Origin of the sequence: Mycobacterium sp. NPDC051804 (assembly GCF_044452905.1) — a bacterium.
Taxonomy (GTDB): domain Bacteria; phylum Actinomycetota; class Actinomycetes; order Mycobacteriales; family Mycobacteriaceae; genus Mycobacterium.
Genome location: NZ_JBITCD010000007.1, coordinates 19677 through 38488 on the forward strand (window position 1 = coordinate 19677; position 18812 = coordinate 38488).

Below are 18812 nucleotides of genomic sequence, written 5' to 3' on the forward strand. Positions count from 1 at the left end.
CGAGGAGTTGACGATGCCTTTCCCAGCGCTCAACCACGTGGCGGTGACCGTGCGCGACCTCGAGGTCAGCGGACCCTGGTACCGCGCCCTGCTCGAGTCGGAGCCGGTGATCGACGAGCACACGGACGCCGGTTACCACCATCTCGTCTGGGCGTTCGACAACGGCACGCTGTTCGGCATCCATCAGCACGACCAGGCAGCTCCCGACGAACGGTTCACCGAGTTCCGTGTCGGGCTCGACCATGTCGGTTTCGGTTGCGCTGACCGCGCCGAGCTCGAACGCTGGGTCAACAGACTCGACGAGCTCGGCGTCGAACACAGCGGCATCGTCGACGAGAGCTACGGGTCAGGGCTGAGCTTCCGCGATCCCGACGGCATCGCGCTGGAGTTCTTCGCGCTCCCGGGCTAATCGAATCGAGTAGTGCAATATGCCGCGAAGACGATGTCCTGCGAGCGGTGCACGAGCACGACGGTGTGACGGCCGCGATCAAGAAGCTGAATTCGCGAGCAGCGCGTAGGCCGCGGCTGCGCTCGCCGCGGTGAAGACGCTGTAGCTCAGCGGTGATGCCAAGCCGAGCGAAACAGCCATCGCGGACCCGAACACTATTAGCACCACACACGATGCGGCACCGACAAGCTTTGGCTGCCAGCCGGTCAGAAGTAAGACACCCAGGACGATTTCGGTGACGGTTACTGCCAACACGATGACGGTCAACAGCCATCCCGAAGCAAATGGCACCAACTGGTGAGTGAAGTCAGCGAAGGCGTCCATGCTTCCCCAACTGCCTTGCCCGACCGGCGCCCACCATCCGAATCGGTCGGCTACCGCGGAAAGGAAAGCGGTCGCGAGCGACAAACGTAGTGCGACGCAGACGATCCGCGTTGCAGTGGACGTATGAATGTGGTCCTCCTGCACGCCTAGTCGAGGTTGACGACGATGCCCGACGCCGGATCAACCTTACCGTCGAGCAGATCGAGATAGGCCCGCTGGATCTCGTCCTCGGTCGAGATCTGCTCGACGCGTAGCCAGCCCGCGGCCCATTGCGCGAACGGCGCCCAGGATTCGGCGACCTTGCGGTCGAGTTCTGCGGTCCCCCAGTCGTTGCCGCGCTTGGCGATGCGGTCCGGCGCAAAGAAGAGCACTGGACGCGGTCCGGCGAGTTCGCCTGTCCCCGGAGCCATTTCGGTCCAGTGCGTCGCTCCGACCGTCGAGCTGTGGGCCAGGCGGTCGCCGTAATGGGCGTGCACGTCGGCGCGCACCCCGCCGTCACCGGAGATATCGACATACACCGCGCGCTCCCCAGGGAGCTCAGATATCGAGCCGTATAGGCACACCGAGTCGTAGATGCTGAGTCCCTCGACGAACTCTCGGTTGCCCGCGGAAGTCAGCCCGACGACCTTGACGCCGTCCCGCTTGGCGAGCAGGTACGCCGCGATGATGGCGGTCTTCGACGACGCACTGGAGATGACAATCGTTTCCGCACCGAAGAAGTCCTCGTCGGCGAGGAAATCGTCGATGAGGAACGACGTGAAGAACAGCGGGAAGAACAGAATGTGTTCGGCCTCGCGGTCGGCGGAGTACACGGGGTCGGTGTTGATGTCGCGGTAGCCCTGATATGCCGACGGCAGATCCGCCCGGTTCGGCGCGGCGTCGAAGAAGCCCTTCTCGTTGATGCGCGACGGAACCACCACCAAGTGGCTGGCGCACGGCAGGTAGCCGTAGACCCGCATGCCTTGCTGCAGACCAGAATTGCGAGACTCCTCGACGTGGGCGTAACCCCAGACGTTCAGCTTCCCCCATCCCGGGTCCGATGCCGGGAAGAAGCCCCAATAGTTCATCGCGTCACCGAACACGGCATACGTGATGTTGTTGGCGGTCAACCCGAAGGCTTCGACGCGAAGCAGCGCCTCGCCATCGGTCAACGATGGCGGGTCGCCGTTGACGATGCGGGTGTCGTGTAGGTCCTTGCGATTCAGCTCGAAGTCCACGGGCCCAGCTTTACATGAACGCGCGATTGCCATACCGGTCGAGCGAAACCAGTTCTCCGACAGGACGACGCGTCGTGGGCCCGTACTTGCCGATGGGCCAGCCCATCGGGATCACCGCGCACGGGGTGACGTTCCACGGCAGGCCGAGAACGCGCCTGGCCAGCAGCTTGCTCCACAGCGGGATGGTGATCAGCGCCGCACCAAGGCCGGCGGCGCGTGCGGCCAGCAGAAGGTTCTGCACGGCGGGATAGATGGAGCCGTAGGCACTGGTCACCGCGACCGGCGGCCACGGCGGCACGACACCTTTGAGGCACGCGACGATCACGACAGGAATCTCGTCGAAGTGATCGGCCTGCCACCGCACGGCCTTCTCGTTGCGAAGCATCTTCTCGTCCATGCGGTTTCCGAGCATGCGCTTGTACATCTCGCCGCCGAAATTGATGGCCGTGCGATTCAGGCGGCCGAGTTTCGCGACGACCTCGCGGTCCTTGACGACGATGAACTCCCAGTTCTGCGCATTCGAGCCCGTCGGCGCCTTCATGGCCAGCTCGAGGATGTGGAGCACCAGCGCGTCGTCGACCGGGTCGGGTTTGATCCGCCGGATCGCTCGCTGAGTGCGCATCGCGTCTTCGAGCGACATGGTCAAGGATTCTTGTTGCGTCATGCTATTGATCCCAGCACGATGAGCGCCTGGGTCAAGAGGCAAGGGTGGGCGCGGACGGTATCGAACCGCCGACCGCTGGTGTGTAAAACCAGAGCTCTACCACTGAGCTACGCGCCCTCGCAGGGCAAATTACACGCTGACGAGGTCAGATACGAAATCCGTCAGGCCGACCGAAGCGCTGCCAGCGCGTCCGTCCACACCGCCTGATCGCGTGGCTCCCCCGGCTGCTTCATCTCCGCGAACCGGACGATGCCTGTCCGGTCCACGACAAACGTCCCGCGATTGGCGAATCCGGCGTCATCGTTGAACACGCCGTAGGCCTGCGCCACAGCACCGTGCGGCCAGAAGTCGGACAGGACCGGGAAGAGGAAGCCGCTTTCGGTCGACCAGACCTTGTGCGTCGGCGGCGGCCCCACCGAGATCGCCAGCGTCGCGGTGTCCTCGTTCTCGTAATTCGGCAGGTGGTCACGGATTTCGTCGAGCTCACCCTGACAGATCCCGGTGAACGCCAGCGGAAAAAACACCAGCAACACGTCTTTGGCGCCCCGAAAGTCGCTCAACGTGACGGTCTGACCGTTCTGGTCCTTCAGGGTGAAGTCCGGCGCCTCGGTCCCGACGTCGATCACCGTCGGCCGGCCGCTTTCGATTTCGGCTGCACCAGCCGGCTGGCGATCCAGCCGCCCAGGTTCGCCGACGAGGTCTGCATCAGCCCCGCCGTCGGCGCCGACTCGGCGATCTCGGCGGGCTGCACGTGTCCGGGCTTGCCCGTTTTGGGGGTGACGACCCAGATGACGCCGTCGTCGGCCAAGGGAGTGATGGCGTCCATCAGCCGATCGACGAGGTCGCCGTCGTCATCGCGCCACCACAGCAGCACGACGTCGATGACCTCGTCGGCGTCTTCGTCGAGCAGCTCACCGCCGCACGCGTCCTCGATGTCGGCCCGGATGTCGTCGTCGACGTCCTCGTCCCAGCCCAACTCCTGCACAACCTGATCTTTTTGGATGCCCAGTCTGAGGGCGTAGCTCGGGGCGTCCTCCGCCGCGACCACCGTCGGTCCTCCTTCAGCCAGCTCGGCGCGATGTGCGTCCAGCCCTATCGTCGCACGCCGGGGTGCTCTAGCAACTCACCGGCGGCAAGGTTGCGCCGAACTTAATCAATATGCCGCATCGCAGCGATTCAGCGCTGTGGTCTTCGCATCGTTGAGCCGGGTGATCGCAGCATTGAATTCATCGGGTCCATAGTTGCCCGCAATCGCCACCGCCACCCCCCTTGCAGCGTCGACCCAACCATTCATCGAGTCCTTGAGGTCCTGTGGCAGCGGCTCCGACACGCTGCGGGCGACCAGGTCAGCGCTGTGGTTCAGCGAATCGATCGCCGGGCGCGACTTCGCGTCGGCATCGGCCGCGCTCTGGTTGAAGGCGTCGACGTAAGCGTTGACGGCGGTGATCGCGTCCACACTGCTGGTGCTCAGCGACTCGCACGAGGTGTGCACTGCTTCCTGGGTGAGCGATGCCTGCCGCTCGGATTCGCGCGCGCTCGAACTGGCCGCGGACTCCGCCACGGACGCCGACACCGACGCCTTGTACACAGGGGCGTCCGCGGTATCGACCGACGCGGTGCCCTGCGTGACACTGCTGCAGCCCACGATGATCATCGCCGCGGCAGCCGTACTGCCGACCGCGAGAGCGGCGATCCGCAGGCGTCTCGGAAACAGCCAACCGGTCACCACAGCCGCAGACGTTACCGGGTCCGATCCGCAATCGCGGGTTCATTTCAGTCCCGCACCCCACCGGTGCGTGTCATGCAGGATTGGAGAAGGATGGAGGGACTGGGCACGAAAGAGTGCACAGTGACGACAGGTGAGACGCTGCGGAAAACATCCGCGCCGGTCACCACAGCACGTATAGCGCCTAACAAGGAGCAGAAGTTGACCACCGAGTTCGCGCGCCAGGACCTGGCCCAAAACTCCAGCAGTGCAGCCGAACCCGACCGCGTTCGGGTGATCCGCGAGGGTGTCGCGTCGTATCTGCCCGACATCGACACCGAGGAAACCGGCGAATGGCTGGAGTCCTTCGACAACCTGCTCGAGCGGTCCGGTCCCGCCCGCGCCCGTTACCTGATGCTGCGGTTGCTGGAGCGCGCCGGCGAACAGCGGGTGGCCATCCCCGCGCTGACGTCCACCGACTATGTGAACACCATCCCAACCGAGCTGGAGCCGTGGTTCCCCGGCGACGAGGACGTCGAACGCCGGTACCGGACCTGGATCCGGTGGAACGCCGCGATCATGGTCCACCGCGCACAGCGCCCGGGAGTCGGTGTGGGAGGGCATATTTCCACGTATGCGTCCTCCGCCGCGCTCTATGAGGTCGGGTTCAACCACTTCTTCCGCGGCAAGGCGCACCCCGGCGGTGGCGACCAGGTCTTCATTCAGGGCCATGCGTCGCCCGGCATCTATGCGCGCGCGTTCCTCGAGGGCCGGTTGACCGCCGACGACCTCGACGGTTTCCGGCAGGAACACAGCCACCCCGGTGGCGGTCTGCCGTCATATCCACATCCGCGCCTGATGCCGGACTTCTGGGAGTTCCCGACCGTGTCCATGGGGTTGGGCCCGATGAACGCGATCTATCAGGCTCGGTTCAACCACTACCTGCACGATCGCGGCATCAAGGACACCTCCGACCAGCATGTGTGGGCGTTCCTCGGTGACGGCGAGATGGACGAGCCCGAATCCCGCGGCCTGATCCAGGTGGCGGCCAACGAAGGCCTGGACAACCTCACCTACGTCATCAACTGCAACCTGCAGCGCCTCGACGGGCCGGTTCGCGGTAACGGCAAGATCATCCAGGAGCTGGAGTCCTTTTTCCGCGGCGCCGGCTGGAACGTCATCAAGGTGGTCTGGGGCCGCGAGTGGGACACCCTGCTGCACGCCGACCGCGACGGCGCGTTGGTGAACCTGATGAACACCACGCCTGACGGCGACTACCAGACCTACAAGGCCAACGACGGCGCCTATGTACGCGACCATTTCTTCGGTCGCGATCCGCGGACCAAGCAGCTCGTCGAGAAGATGTCAGACGGCGAGATCTGGAACCTCAAGCGCGGCGGCCACGACTACCGCAAGGTGTACGCCGCCTACCGCGCCGCCATCGATCACAAGGGCCAGCCCACGGTCATCCTGGCCAAGACCATCAAGGGGTACTCGCTGGGTGCGCACTTCCAGGGCCGCAACGCCACCCACCAGATGAAAAAGCTAGCGCTGGCCGACCTCAAGTATTTCCGTGACGCGCAACGCATCCCGGTCAGCGATGAACAGCTCGAGGAAAACCCCTACCTTCCGCCCTACTACCACCCCGGGCCCGAGGCTCCCGAGATCCGCTACATGCTCGAGCGGCGACGGGCGCTGGGTGGATTTCTGCCCGAGCGCCGCACCCACACCAAGGCCCTGCCCCTGCCGGCGCGCGACACCTACAAGGCGCTGAAGAAGGGCTCGGGCAACCAGGAGGTCGCCACCACCATGGCGACGGTCCGCACGTTCAAGGAACTGTTGCGCGACAAGGAGATTGGGAAGCGGATCGTCCCGATCATCCCCGACGAAGCGCGCACGTTCGGCATGGACTCGTGGTTCCCGAGCCTGAAGATCTATAACCGCAACGGGCAGCTGTACACCTCCGTGGATGCCGAGTTGATGTTGGCGTACAAGGAAAGTGAAGTTGGCCAGATCCTGCACGAGGGCATCAACGAGGCCGGGTCGACGGCATCCTTCACCGCGGTGGGCACGTCGTACTCCACGCACAACGAGCCGATGATCCCGCTCTACATCTTTTATTCGATGTTCGGCTTCCAGCGCACCGGCGACGGCTTCTGGGCCGCGGCCGATCAGATGGCGCGCGGATTCGTGCTCGGCGCGACGGCAGGGCGCACCACCCTTGTCGGCGAGGGCCTGCAGCACGCCGACGGGCATTCACTGCTGCTCGCCGCGTCCAACCCGGCGGTGGTGGCCTACGACCCGGCGTTCGCCTACGAGATCGCCTACATCGTGGAGAGCGGGCTCGCGCGGATGTACGGCGAGGACGCGGAGAACGTGTACTTCTACATCACGATCTACAACGAGCCGTATGCGCAACCGCCCGAACCCGAGGGCCTCGACGTCGATGCGCTGCTGCGCGGCATCTACCGCTACAAGCCCGCGCCGGAGAAACGAACCCACACCGCTCAGATCCTGGCGTCCGGTGTGGCGATGCCCGAGGCCCTGCGCGCCGCGGAGCTGCTCGCCGACGAATGGGACGTCGCCGCCGATGTGTGGTCGGTGACGAGCTGGAACGAGCTCAATCGCGACGGCGTGCAGATCGAGAAGCAGCGGCTGCGCCACCCCGAGAAGGAAGCCGGTACGCCGTTCGTCACGACGGCGCTGGCCGACGCGACCGGACCGGTGATCGCGGTGTCGGACTGGATGCGCGGGGTGCCCGAGCAGATCCGGCCGTGGGTGCCCGGCACCTACGTCACGCTGGGGACCGACGGCTTCGGCTTCTCCGACACGCGGCCTGCGGCGCGGCGGTACTACAACACCGATGCCGAGTCCATCGCGGTCGCGGTGCTGGAGGGTCTGGCGCGCGACGGCAACATCGATCAGTCGGTCGCCGTCGACGCGGCGAACAAGTATCAGATCGACGACGTCCTCGCCGCACCTGAGCAGACGTCGGATCCGGGCGTGGCTTAACACATTGCGCTTGGAGGTTTCCTCCAGTTTGATGCCGTAGCCTTTATGAATGGCCGACAATCGGTTCGTTCCGCCGAAGTCGACGGTCGAGGTGCTCGAAACTGTGCCCGACGTTGTGTTGCGGCGGCTGAAGCAGTACTCGGGCCGGCTGGCCACCGAGGCCGTCCGGGCACTGGAACAGCGGCTGCCGTTCTTCGCTGATCTCGAGGCGTCACAGCGCGCCAGCGTGCAGCTGGTGGTGCAGGCCGCGGTGGTCAACTTCGTCGAGTGGATGCGCAATCCGCAGAGCAACGTCAGCTACACCGCCCAGGCCTTCGAGGTAGTGCCGCAGGATCTGCGTCGCAAGATAGCGCTGCGGCAGTCGGTCGAAATGGTTCGCGTCACCATGGAGTACTGCGAAGAAGTGGTGCCGCTGCTGGCCCGCTCCGACGAACAGTTGGCCGCGCTGACGGCCGGAATCCTGCGCTACAGCCGGGATCTCGCGTTCGCCGCCGCCACCGCCTACGCCGACCAGGCCGAGGCCCGTGGCGCGTGGGACACCCGGATGGAGGCCAACGTCGTCGACGCCGTCGTGCGCGGGGACACCGGACCCGAGCTGCAGTCGCAGGCCGCCGCCTTGAACTGGGATGCCACCGCCGCGGCCACCGTCATCGTGGGTCTGCCGCATCCGGATCGCAACGACATCGCCGGCGAGGACGTCCACGAGATCGCCCGCAGCCACGGCCGTGCCGCGCTGTCCGACGTCCACGGCACCTGGCTGGTGGCGATCGTGTCGGGCGCGCTATCGGCGACAGACCGCTTTCTCACCGATCTGATGAAGGTGTTCGCCGAGGGGCCCGTGGTGATCGGCCCGACCGCAACCACCTTGGCGGCCGCGCATCGCAGCGCCACCGAGGCGATCGCCGGAATGAACGCGGTCGCCGGCTGGACCGGTGCGCCCCGGCCGGTGGCAGCCCGTGAATTGCTGCCCGAGCGGGCGCTGCTGGGCGATACGTCCGCGATCACCGCGCTGGAGGTTGAGGTGATGCGGCCGTTGGGTGACGCGGATCCGGCGCTGGCCGAGACCCTTGACGCCTACCTGGATTCGGGCGGCGCGATTGAGGCCTGCGCACGCAAATTGTTCGTTCATCCAAATACCGTGCGCTACCGGCTCAAACGGATCGCGGACTTCACCGGCCGCGATCCGACGGTCCCGCGCGACGCTTATGTCCTCCGTGTCGCCGCCAGCCTGGGCCGACTCAGTCGGCAAACACACCTAGCCAACACACGAAACGCAGGTGGAACACGGGTGACGGAGGTCACCCCGGCGACGTAGTCCAAGATCAGACGGGCGATTAGGTCGCAGACCGGTATCGATGGGGTCGCATCACATGCGCTTTTGTGGATTCCCTACAAAAACTTAAGACGAGGTTCATAATCTCTTACACCGCGCAAATGCAGTTTCACAGTGTTCTCTTAAACAGTGCTCGCGTTGCTTGCGCCCGGACAGGGCTCTCAAACTCCCGGCATGCTCGCCTCATGGCTAGAGCTGCCGGGTGCGGCTGACCGCCTGTCAGCCTGGTCGCAGATCAGCGGTCTGGACCTGGTCACGCTCGGAACCACGGCGACCGCCGAGGAAATCACCGACACCGCCGTCACCCAGCCACTGGTCGTGGCCGCCACCCTGCTCGCCCACGAGGAACTGACCCGTCGCGGCGTGGTGGACGGCACGAACACCGTCGTCGCCGGCCACTCGGTCGGTGAGATCGCGGCGTATGCGATCGCCGGCGTGATCTCCGCGGACGACGCGGTCAAGTTGGCCGCGACCCGCGGCGCCGAGATGGCCAAGGCCTGCGCGCTGGAGCCGACCGGCATGTCTGCGGTGCTCGGCGGCGACGAGGCCGAGGTGTTGGCCCGTCTCGAGGCGCTCGACCTGGTGCCCGCCAACCGCAACGCGGCCGGTCAGATCGTCGCGGCGGGCAGCGTTGCCGCGCTCGACAAGCTCGCGGAGGATCCGCCGGAGAAGGCACGGGTGCGCAAACTCGCCACCGCGGGTGCGTTCCACACCCATTTCATGGCGACCGCAGCCGAGGGGTACGCGGCCGCCGCAGCGGGTGTAACGACGTCGGAGCCGACGGCGACGCTCTTGTCAAACGCCGACGGACAGCCCGTCGCCTCGGCCGCCGACGCAATGGCCAAGCTGGTGAACCAGATGACGAAGCCGGTGCGTTGGGATTTATGTACCGAAACCATGCGTCAGCAGAATGTGACGGCGCTTGTCGAGTTCCCGCCTGCTGGGGCTCTGACGGGGATCGCCAAACGCGAACTTCGGGGGGTACCGACGCACGCCGTCAAATCCCCCGCTGACCTTGACGGGCTCGCCGAGCTCTGACGGGGAATGCCTCCCGGCCCGCCGGGAGACAACAACCACATACCAACACCAGTTGGCAGTAACAACCAATTAGAAGGAGCCATCGTGGCAACCACCCAGGACGAAATCATCGCCGGCATCGCCGAGATCATCGAAGAGGTCACCGGCATCGAGCCCTCCGAGGTCACCCCGGAGAAGTCCTTCGTCGACGACCTGGACATCGACTCGCTGTCGATGGTCGAGATCGCTGTGCAGACCGAGGACAAGTACGGCGTAAAGATCCCCGACGAGGACCTCGCGGGCCTGCGCACCGTTGGTGACGTCGTCGCGTACATCCAGAAGCTCGAGGAAGAGAACCCCGAGGCTGCTGCGGCGATCCGTGCTCAGATGGGCTCGGGCGACAAGTGACCAAACCTTCCACTGCTAACGGCGGTTTCCCCAGTGTTGTGGTGACCGCCGTCACGGCGACGACTTCTATCGCGCCGGACATCGAGAGCACGTGGAAGGGCCTGCTGGCAGGCGAGAGCGGCATCCACGTCCTCGAGGACGAGTTCGTCACCAAGTGGGATCTGCCCGTGCGTATCGGCGGACACCTCAAGGAACCCCTTGACCCACTGATGACACGGCTGGAACTGCGGCGCATGTCGTATGTCCAGCGTATGGCCAAGTACCTGGGCAACCAGCTGTGGGAGACCGCGGGTAAGCCCGAGGTCGACCCGGACCGGTTCTCGGTTGTCATCGGCACCGGTCTCGGCGGCGGCGAGAAGATCGTCGAGACCTACGACGCGATGAACGAGGGCGGCCCCCGCAAGGTGTCGCCGCTCGCCGTTCAGATGATCATGCCCAATGGTGCTGCAGCGGTGGTCGGGCTCGAGCTCGGCGCCCGTGCCGGCGTCATCACCCCGGTGTCGGCCTGTTCGTCGGGTTCGGAGGGCATCGCCCACGCATGGCGTCAGATCGTCATGGGTGACGCGGACATCGCCGTCTGCGGCGGCGTCGAAGGCGGTATCGAGGCGTTGCCGATCGCGGCGTTCTCGATGATGCGCGCGATGTCGACCAACAACGACGATCCCGAGGGCGCGTCCAAGCCGTTCGACAAGAACCGCGACGGATTCGTGTTCGGCGAGGCCGGTGCGCTCATGGTCATCGAGACCGAGGAGCACGCCAAGGCTCGCGGCGCCAAGCCGCTGGCCCGGTTGATGGGTGCGGGCATCACGTCGGATGCGTTCCACATGGTCGCGCCTGCCGCCGATGGTCTGCGCGCCGGACACGCGATGAAGCGTGCGATGGAGACCGCAGGCCTGGACGCCAAGGACATCAGCCACGTCAATGCGCACGCCACCGCCACCCCGATCGGCGACACCGCCGAGGCCAACGCCATCCGCGTGGCCGGAGTGGAGCACGCGGCGGTGTACGCACCGAAGTCGGCGCTCGGCCACTCCATCGGAGCGGTCGGGGCCCTGGAGTCGATCTTGACGGTGCTCGCGCTGCGCGACGGCGTGATCCCACCGACACTGAATTATGAGACGCCGGACCCCGAGATCGATCTCGATGTCGTTGCGGGCGAGCCACGATATGGCGAATACCAGTACGCCATCAACAACTCGTTCGGCTTCGGCGGACACAATGTGGCCCTGACCTTTGGGCGTTACTGAGTTACGGAAGGAACTAGGAAGGAAGCGTTGACCTCCCTTTCTACGGGGAACGGTTTCCCCAATGTAGTCGTCACCGGATTTGCGATGACGACCGCCTTGGCGACCGATGCGGACACCACGTGGCAGCGACTGCTGGACGGCCAGAGTGGGATTCGTCTGCTCGACGATCCGTTCGTCGAGCAGTACGACCTGCCGGTTCGCATCGGTGGCCACCTGCTGGAGGATTTCGAGGATGAACTGACGCGGGTCGAAAAGCGTCGGTTGTCCTACCTGCAGAAGATGTCGACGGTGTTGGGCCGGCGTGTGTGGGAACACGCCGGGTCACCCGAGGTCGATCCCCGTCGACTGATGGTGTCGATCGGCACCGGCATGGGTTCCAGTGAGCAGCTTCTGTACGCCTACGAAGACCTCCGCGCGAAGGGCCTCAAGGCCGTTTCGCCATTGGCCGTGCAGATGTACATGCCGAACGCGGCGGCCGCCGCGGTCGGGCTCGAACGCAGGGCGAGGGCAGGGGTGAGCACCCCGATCTCGGCCTGCGCCTCGGGTTCTGAAGGTATCGCGCAGGCGTGGCGGCAGATCGTGCTCGGCGAAGCCGACGTCGCGATATGCGGTGGCGTCGAAACCAAGATCGAGGCGGTGCCGATCGCCGGCTTCGCCCAGATGCGCATCGTGTTGTCGACCACCAACGACGATCCCCCCGGTGCCTGTCGCCCATTTGACAAGGACCGCAACGGATTTGTCTTCGGTGAGGGCGGCGCGCTTTTGGTGATCGAAACCGAGGAACATGCAAAGGCCCGCGGCGCCACTATCCACGCACGGCTGATGGGCGCGAGCATCACCTCGGACGGCTACCACATCGTGGCGCCAGATCCCAACGGAGAGCAGGCCGGTCACGCGATGACGCGTGCCATTCAGCTCGCGGGCCTGTCCCCCACAGACATCGACCACGTCAATGCACATGCCACCGGCACCTCTGTGGGCGACGTGGCCGAGGGCAAGGCGATCGACAACGCATTGGGCACTCACCGGGCCGCGGTCTACGCCCCGAAGGGGGCACTCGGCCACTCGGTCGGCGCAGTCGGCGCCGTCGAGTCCATTCTCACCGTGTTGGCGTTGAAGAACGGGGTCGTCCCGCCAACGCTCAACCTGAAGAACCTGGACCCGGAGATCGACCTCGACGTCGTCGCGGGTTCGCCGCGACCCGGCAATTATCAATACGCGATCAATAACTCGTTCGGATTCGGTGGGCACAACGTCGCGCTCGCGTTCGGCAAGTACTGACGACCCCGCCGTTACAGGAGGATTGATGACCATCATGGCCCCAGAGGCCGTAGGCGAATCGCTCGATCCACGCGATCCGCTGCTGCGCCTGAGGACTTTCTTCGACGACAACACCATCGAACTGCTGCACGAGCGCGACCGCTCCGGCGTGCTGGCCGCGTCCGGGACCGTCAACGGTGTGCGCACGATCGCGTTCTGCACCGACGGCACCGTGATGGGCGGCGCGATGGGTGTCGAAGGCTGCGCCCACATCGTCAACGCCTACGACACCGCCATCGAGGAGCAGAGCCCGATCGTCGGCATCTGGCACTCCGGCGGCGCGCGGTTGGCTGAGGGCGTCAAAGCCCTGCACGCAGTCGGACTGGTCTTCGAGGCCATGATTCGCGCATCTGGCTACATCCCGCAGATCTCGATCGTCGTGGGCTTCGCCGCGGGCGGCGCCGCGTACGGACCGGCGCTGACCGACGTCATCGTCATGGCCCCGGACAGCAAGGTGTTCGTCACCGGCCCCGACGTGGTGCGCAGCGTCACCGGCGAGGACGTCGACATGGTGTCTCTCGGCGGTCCTGATGCCCATCACAAGAAGTCCGGCGTGTGCCACATCGTCGCCGACGACGAGGTCGACGCGTACGAGCGTGGCCGCCGGCTGGTCGGATTGTTCTGCCAGCAGGGCCATTTCGACCGCACCAAGGCCGAGGCGGGCGACAGTGACCTACACGCGCTGCTTCCGGAGTCCGCGCGCCGCGCTTACGATGTGCACCCGCTCGTCGAGGCGCTGCTGGACGAAGGTGTGCCGTTCGAGGAGTTCCAGGGCAAGTGGGCGCCGTCCATCGTTGTGGGTCTGGGCCGGCTGGCCGGGCGCACCGTCGGTGTGATTGCGAACAATCCGCTGCGTCTCGGCGGCTGCCTGAACTCCGAAAGCGCCGAGAAGTCAGCACGTTTCGTGCGGCTGTGCGACGCCTTCGGTATCCCGCTCGTCGTGATCGTTGACGTTCCCGGCTACCTGCCCGGTGTGGACCAGGAGTGGGGCGGCGTCGTGCGTCGCGGCGCGAAGCTGCTGCACGCGTTCGGTGAGTCCTCGGTGCCGCGCGTCACGCTGGTCACCCGCAAGATCTACGGCGGCGCCTACATCGCGATGAACTCGCGATCACTGAACGCCACCAAGGTGTTTGCGTGGCCCGACGCCGAGGTCGCTGTGATGGGCGCCAAGGCCGCGGTCGGCATTCTGCACAAGAAGAAGCTGGCCGCTGCGTCCGACGACGAGCGCGAGGCGCTGCACGAGGAGCTGGCCGCCGAACACGAGCGGATCGCCGGTGGCGTGGATTCGGCCATCGAGATCGGCGTGGTCGACGAGAAGATCGACCCGTCGCACACCCGCAGCAAGCTGACGCAGGCACTGGCCGAGGCGCCCGCGCGCCGCGGTAGGCACAAGAACATCCCGCTGTAGTCTGCGATTTCGGTGTAGCTGGGGTCGCGCTGAGCGCGACTGCGTACACCGAAATCGCTACTTCACGAATTCTTCGGCGACGTCGACTACCCGGTCGCGATCTGCGGCGACAAGTCCGATGCGAGTGCGGCGGTCCAGGATGTCGTCGGCGGTCAATGCACCTTCGTGCGTCGCCGCGTACTCGAATTCAGCCCGAATGACATCGATCCCATCGGCCACCGGTTCCGTCGGCCGTTCGCAACCGGCGGCGGCGATCACATTGGGCGCTTCCGCCCCGTAACGTGCCACCAACGAGCCGGGCAGTTCGGCCGGTGAACGCAGTGTCGCAACGGGATTCGATGGTGCACCCACCAACGGCAGGTTCCGGGTACGACACCCGGCGGCCGTCAAACCTCGCAGCGCAACCGCGCGATCGAGAACATCTTCCGCCATGAAGCGGTATTCGGTCAGCTTGCCCCCGATGACACTGAACACACCGGACGGCGATTCGACGACCCGATGGTCGCGCGACACGTCCGCCGTATGTCCCCCACCGGTGTCGATCAGCGGTCGCAGCCCCGCGTAAGCACCGATCACGTCGTCCGGGCTGAGTGCGACGTCCAACGCGGTGTTGACCGTTTCCAGAAGGAACTTGGTCTCCTCGGCAGTCGGTTGCGGCACGTCAGGTATCGGGCCTGGCGCATCCTCGTCGGTGAGCCCCAGGTACACGCGACCCAACTGTTCGGGCATCGCGAACACGAAGCGGTTGATCTCGCCGGGAATCGGAATTGTCAGGGCAGCAACTGGATTCCCGAACGCCGCGGCGTCGAACACGAGGTGCGTTCCGCGGCTGGGGCGCAGGCGGACCGATGGATCCACCTCACCTGCCCACACACCGCTGGCGTTGACGACCGCGCGCGCCGACACCTGGAACGACTCCCCGGAACGCTGATCGGTCAGCGTCACCGAGGTGCCCGTCGCATTCGAAGCTGCGACGCGCGTGAGGATCTTGGCGCCGTGCTGGGCGGCGGTGCGGGCCACCGCGGTGACCAGGCGCGCGTCGTCGATCAGCTGACCGTCGTACGCGAGCAGGGCGCCATCCAAGCCGTCGCGCCGCACCGTCGGCGCGAGTTCGACGGCGCGGTGTGCATCGATGCGCCTGGACCGCGGCAGCGTCGACGACGAAGTGCCCGCAAGCATGCGCAGCCCGTCGCCGGCGGCGAAACCGACGCGCACCAGCGCCCGCGACGTAGCGTTCATCGATGGCAGCAGGGGCACCAATTGGGGCATGGCCTTGACGAGGTGAGGGGCGTTGCGTGTCATCAGGATTCCGCGTTCGACCGCACTGCGCCGGGCGATGCCGACATTGCCCGTCGCGAGGTATCGCAGACCGCCGTGCACCAGCTTGCTGCTCCACCGGCTCGTGCCGAAAGCCAGGTCGTGCTTCTCCACCAGCGCGACGCTGAGTCCGCGCGTCGCAGCGTCCAGCGCGATGCCGACACCGGTGATGCCGCCACCGATAACGAGGACATCGACGGTGCCGCCGTCGGCCAGGGACGCAAGTTCCGACGTACGCCGGCCGTCGTTGAGTGCTGTTGAGGTGGTCACGGTTTCAGGTATCCGTTCAATGAGTGCGCGAGCTCGGTGGCCAAAGCGTCGGCATCGAGGATCGGCGCGACGATCTGTCCGGACTGGATCGCCGACTGGGTGATCAGCAGGCACATCGCGGCGAGTTGCCGGGGATCGCCGGGACGCACGCTGCCTTCCTCCTGCGCGAGCTTGATGTCGGCGGCGACCGCGTCGAGCAGGACCTGTTGGCTCGTGCCCAGCCGCTCGGCGATGTAGATCATCGCCAGATCAGGGGCGCTGCGCAGCACCGACATGACGACGTCGTCACGACGCAGTAGTTCGGCGACCGTCACGATGCGCTCGACAAGCGGCTCGCGGCCAACCTGCTGGCTCGGCACGGCGTCGAGCACGCCGATGACCCGCGAGGTCAGCAGCGCGGCCAACACCGATTGGGTGTCCGGCCAGCGCCGATAGACGGTGGGCCTGCTGACCCCGGCGCGGCGCGCGATCTCGGCCAACGTCACCCGGTCCACCCCGAAGGCCAACACGCACTCGCCCGCCGCGGCGAGGATCCGGTCTCCGATCGTCTGCGGCACATCGTTACTGATTGACAGCATGTGTAATACTGTAATGCATGACCCGTCCGGATGACCAACAGACCGCATTGCTCCCCCCGATGAAGTGGAACGCGTGGGGCGACCCTGCGGCGGCCAAACCGCTGTCCGACGGGATACGGGCCCTTTTGAAGCAGGCGCTCGGCGTCGATGGTGCCGCCACACCGGACCTCGAGGCCGAAGACGTCACCCTTCGCCCGTCGGCGCTCTCCGACACCGACCGCGACGGGCTCGAAGCGATCGTGGGAGCCGATTACTGCCGCGTCGACGACCAGGGCCGGCTTCTGCGCGCCGGCGGCAAGTCGACCCTGGACCTGTTGCGCCGCAAGGACTCCGGCGTTCAGGACGCGCCGGACGCCGTGCTGCTGCCGGAAACCGACGACGAGATCGCCGCGGTTCTGCGGTACTGCTCCGATCACGGGATCGCGATCGTCCCGTTCGGCGGCGGAACGAGTGTCGTCGGTGGCCTCGACCCGATCCGCGGAGACTTCGGCGCGGTCATCTCGCTGGATCTGCGCCGCCTCACGGAACTTCATTCGCTCGACGAGACCTCCGGCGAGGCCGAACTCGGCGCCGGGCTCACCGGGCCGGAGGCCGAACGTCTACTCGGCGAACGGGGCTACTCTCTCGGCCACTTCCCGCAGAGTTTCCAGTTCGCAACCATCGGCGGGTTCGCCGCGACACGGTCGTCGGGCCAGGATTCGGCGGGTTACGGCCGCTTCAACGACATGGTGCGCGGGCTGCGCACGGTCACCCCGGCGGGCGTGCTCGATCTCGGTCGGGCCCCGGAGTCGGCCGCCGGCCCCGACCTGCGCCAGCTGATGATCGGCTCGGAGGGCGTCTTCGGGATCATCACCCGCGTGCGGGTCAAGGTGCACCCCGTCCCCGCGGCGACCAGCTATGAGGCGTGGTCGTTCCCGGACTTCGCGACGGGAGCCGACGCGCTTCGGGCCGTCGTGCAGACCGGCGCCGGGCCAACGGTCATCCGGTTGTCCGACGAGGCTGAGACCGGTGTGAACCTGGCCACCACCGAGAGCATCGGCGAAGAGCAGATCACCGGCGGCTGCCTGGCGATCACGGCGTTCGAGGGCACCGCGGCTCACGTCGAGAGTCGCCATGCGGAAACGCGCGCGGTGTTGCAGGCGGCCGGCGGCACGTCGCTCGGCGAAGCCCCCGCCCTCGCATGGGAGCACGGCCGGTTCAACGCGCCCTACCTCCGTGACTCGCTGCTGTCGGCCGGTGCCCTGTGCGAGACGCTGGAGACCGCGACGAATTGGTCGAACGTGCCCGCACTCAAGGCGGCGGTCACCGAGGCGCTGACGAAATCTCTCGGCGAATCGGGTACACCGGCACTGGTGCTGTGCCACATTTCGCATGTGTATCCGACCGGCGCCTCGTTGTACTTCACCGTCGTCGCCGGACAGCGCGGCAATCCGATTGAGCAGTGGCACAAGGCGAAGACCGCCGCGTCGGAGGCGATGATGCGCACGGGTGCGACCATCACGCACCACCATGCGGTCGGTGCCGACCATCGTCCGTGGATGCGCGACGAGGTCGGCGATCTCGGCGTCGAGGTGCTGCGGGCGGTCAAAGCCACCCTCGATCCGGCAGGAATCCTCAACCCTGGCAAGCTGATTCCTTGATGACGGACTTCAACCGCGTCACGATGCTGACGAATCCGGCATCGGGCCACGGCACCGCGCCCCACGCCGCCGAACGCGCGGTCGCGCGGTTGCACAAACGCGGCATCGACGTGGTCGCCATCGCAGGCACCGACGCCGAGCACGCGCGACGACTCGTCGAGGGCGCACTCGAGCGTGGGATGGATGCGTTGGTCGTCGTCGGCGGTGACGGCATCGTCTCGCTGGCGCTTCAGGTGCTCGCCCAGACCGATATCCCGCTGGGCATCATCCCGTCGGGTACAGGCAATGACCACGCGCGCGAATTCGGTATTCCGGCAAAGGATCCCGAGGCGGCGGCCGACGTCATCGTCGACGGCGTCGTCAAGACCATCGACCTGGGTCGCATCAAGAGCATGGACGGCACCGAGAAGTCGTTCGGCACCGTGATGGCCGCGGGCTTCGACTCGCTGGTGACCGACAGGACCAACCGGATGCGGTGGCCGCACGGCCGCATGCGCTATAACGTCGCGATGGTCGCCGAGCTGTCCAAGTTGCGCCTGCTGCCGTTCAGCCTGACGTTCGACGGGCGGGAACTGGACACCGAGTTGACGCTGGCCGCCTTCGGCAACACCAAGAGCTACGGCGGCGGCATGCTGATCTGCCCGAAAGCCGACCCCACCGACGGCCTGCTGGACGTCACGATGGTGTCGTCGGCGTCGCGCACGAAGCTGATCCGCCTGTTCCCCACTGTCTTCAAGGGCACGCACGTCGACCTCGACGAGGTCCGCACCGAGCGGGCGCGCACCATCACGGTCGACTCGCCAGGCATCAACGCGTACGCCGACGGTGAGTACGCCTGCCCGCTTCCGGTCGAAGTGTCCGCGGTGCCGGGTGCGCTGAAGATTCTCACGCCGGCTTCGTAGGG

At 66.1% G+C, this 18812-nt stretch carries 18 protein-coding genes and 1 tRNA gene; 10 read left to right on the forward strand and 9 right to left on the reverse strand.

Translation table 11 applies throughout. The annotated features are described in order from the left end of the window. Positions 1-13 precede the first annotated feature (13 nt). Positions 14-409, forward strand: coding sequence for a VOC family protein (locus ACIA48_RS26045; RefSeq protein ID WP_396738545.1), 396 nt, complete (start codon positions 14-16; stop codon positions 407-409). A gap of 78 nt (positions 410-487) precedes the next feature. Here the strand turns inward: ACIA48_RS26045 and ACIA48_RS26050 are convergent, their stop codons facing one another. From ACIA48_RS26050 to ACIA48_RS26080, 7 genes are all read right to left on the reverse strand, one after another. After that, a complete protein-coding gene (locus ACIA48_RS26050; RefSeq protein WP_396739492.1) occupies positions 488-901 on the reverse strand; it encodes a hypothetical protein in 414 nt (137 codons plus the stop codon). A 17-nt stretch (positions 902-918) separates the two neighbouring features. Beyond that, positions 919-1989, reverse strand: coding sequence for a DUF2855 family protein (locus ACIA48_RS26055; RefSeq protein ID WP_396738547.1), 1071 nt, complete (start codon positions 1987-1989; stop codon positions 919-921). 10 nt (positions 1990-1999) lie between these two features. Further along, the gene (locus ACIA48_RS26060) at positions 2000-2653 is read right to left on the reverse strand and encodes a nitroreductase family protein (RefSeq protein WP_396738549.1); all 654 of its coding nucleotides are present in this window, start codon (positions 2651-2653) and stop codon (positions 2000-2002) included. Between the two features lie 45 nt (positions 2654-2698). After that, a tRNA-Val gene (locus ACIA48_RS26065) sits at positions 2699-2770 on the reverse strand. Between the two features lie 44 nt (positions 2771-2814). Further along, positions 2815-3279: a peroxiredoxin gene (locus ACIA48_RS26070; protein ID WP_396738551.1), complete on the reverse strand. Its 465-nt coding sequence runs from the start codon at positions 3277-3279 to the stop codon at positions 2815-2817. After that, a complete protein-coding gene (locus tag ACIA48_RS26075) occupies positions 3276-3701 on the reverse strand; it encodes a DUF3052 domain-containing protein (RefSeq protein ID WP_396738553.1) in 426 nt (141 codons plus the stop codon). Before ACIA48_RS26075 ends, ACIA48_RS26070 begins: the two co-directional genes overlap by 4 nt. Before the next feature lie 105 nt (positions 3702-3806). Continuing rightward, the gene (locus ACIA48_RS26080; protein WP_396738555.1) at positions 3807-4382 is read right to left on the reverse strand and encodes a hypothetical protein; all 576 of its coding nucleotides are present in this window, start codon (positions 4380-4382) and stop codon (positions 3807-3809) included. 198 nt (positions 4383-4580) lie between these two features. Here ACIA48_RS26080 and aceE point away from each other — a divergent pair, with 198 nt between their 5' ends. From aceE to ACIA48_RS26115, 7 genes are all read left to right on the forward strand, one after another. Beyond that, the gene (gene aceE / locus ACIA48_RS26085) at positions 4581-7370 is read left to right on the forward strand and encodes a pyruvate dehydrogenase (acetyl-transferring), homodimeric type (RefSeq protein WP_396738557.1); all 2790 of its coding nucleotides are present in this window, start codon (positions 4581-4583) and stop codon (positions 7368-7370) included. Positions 7371-7419: 49 nt separating this feature from the next. Then, on the forward strand, positions 7420-8685 hold the full coding sequence (locus ACIA48_RS26090) for a PucR family transcriptional regulator (protein ID WP_396738559.1): 1266 nt from the start codon (positions 7420-7422) through the stop codon (positions 8683-8685). Positions 8686-8832: 147 nt separating this feature from the next. After that, positions 8833-9741, forward strand: a complete 909-nt coding sequence (locus ACIA48_RS26095; RefSeq protein ID WP_396738561.1) for an ACP S-malonyltransferase — start codon at positions 8833-8835, stop codon at positions 9739-9741. 84 nt (positions 9742-9825) lie between these two features. Continuing rightward, positions 9826-10128, forward strand: coding sequence for a meromycolate extension acyl carrier protein AcpM (gene acpM / locus ACIA48_RS26100; RefSeq protein WP_396738563.1), 303 nt, complete (start codon positions 9826-9828; stop codon positions 10126-10128). Continuing rightward, positions 10125-11375, forward strand: a complete 1251-nt coding sequence (kasA, locus tag ACIA48_RS26105) for a 3-oxoacyl-ACP synthase KasA (protein WP_396738564.1) — start codon at positions 10125-10127, stop codon at positions 11373-11375. The genes acpM and kasA overlap by 4 nt, the downstream gene beginning before the upstream one ends. Before the next feature lie 27 nt (positions 11376-11402). Continuing rightward, entirely contained in the window at positions 11403-12656 is a 1254-nt protein-coding gene (gene kasB / locus ACIA48_RS26110) for a 3-oxoacyl-ACP synthase KasB (protein ID WP_396738566.1), read from the forward strand. Between the two features lie 25 nt (positions 12657-12681). Next, a complete protein-coding gene (locus tag ACIA48_RS26115; RefSeq protein ID WP_396738568.1) occupies positions 12682-14103 on the forward strand; it encodes an acyl-CoA carboxylase subunit beta in 1422 nt (473 codons plus the stop codon). 57 nt (positions 14104-14160) lie between these two features. Here the strand turns inward: ACIA48_RS26115 and ACIA48_RS26120 are convergent, their stop codons facing one another. Next, the gene (locus ACIA48_RS26120) at positions 14161-15690 is read right to left on the reverse strand and encodes a glycerol-3-phosphate dehydrogenase/oxidase (RefSeq protein WP_396738570.1); all 1530 of its coding nucleotides are present in this window, start codon (positions 15688-15690) and stop codon (positions 14161-14163) included. Further along, positions 15687-16268: a TetR/AcrR family transcriptional regulator gene (locus ACIA48_RS26125; protein WP_396738572.1), complete on the reverse strand. Its 582-nt coding sequence runs from the start codon at positions 16266-16268 to the stop codon at positions 15687-15689. The genes ACIA48_RS26120 and ACIA48_RS26125 overlap by 4 nt, the downstream gene beginning before the upstream one ends. 59 nt (positions 16269-16327) lie before the next feature. Between ACIA48_RS26125 and ACIA48_RS26130 the strand changes: the two genes are divergently transcribed. Both ACIA48_RS26130 and ACIA48_RS26135 read left to right on the forward strand, forming a co-directional pair. Then, positions 16328-17908 carry an FAD-binding oxidoreductase gene (locus tag ACIA48_RS26130; protein WP_396739494.1) on the forward strand — a complete coding sequence of 527 codons (1581 nt, stop codon included), beginning with the start codon at positions 16328-16330 and terminating at the stop codon, positions 17906-17908. Then, complete coding sequence (locus tag ACIA48_RS26135; RefSeq protein WP_396738574.1) at positions 17908-18810, forward strand: diacylglycerol kinase; 903 nt, start codon at positions 17908-17910, stop codon at positions 18808-18810. Before ACIA48_RS26130 ends, ACIA48_RS26135 begins: the two co-directional genes overlap by 1 nt. Positions 18811-18812: the final 2 nt, after the last annotated feature.

What these genes read in the sequence shown, in the direction of transcription:
- ACIA48_RS26045 (WP_396738545.1), top strand. Translation starts at nt 14, where the DNA reads ATGCCTTTCCCAGCGCTCAACCACGTGGCGGTGACCGTGCGCGACCTC.
- ACIA48_RS26060 (WP_396738549.1), bottom strand. Translation starts at nt 2,653, where the DNA reads ATGACGCAACAAGAATCCTTGACCATGTCGCTCGAAGACGCGATGCGC.
- ACIA48_RS26090 (WP_396738559.1), top strand. Translation starts at nt 7,420, where the DNA reads ATGGCCGACAATCGGTTCGTTCCGCCGAAGTCGACGGTCGAGGTGCTC.
- ACIA48_RS26115 (WP_396738568.1), top strand. Translation starts at nt 12,682, where the DNA reads ATGACCATCATGGCCCCAGAGGCCGTAGGCGAATCGCTCGATCCACGC.
- ACIA48_RS26125 (WP_396738572.1), bottom strand. Translation starts at nt 16,268, where the DNA reads ATGCTGTCAATCAGTAACGATGTGCCGCAGACGATCGGAGACCGGATC.
- ACIA48_RS26130 (WP_396739494.1), top strand. Translation starts at nt 16,328, where the DNA reads ATGAAGTGGAACGCGTGGGGCGACCCTGCGGCGGCCAAACCGCTGTCC.
- ACIA48_RS26135 (WP_396738574.1), top strand. Translation starts at nt 17,908, where the DNA reads ATGACGGACTTCAACCGCGTCACGATGCTGACGAATCCGGCATCGGGC.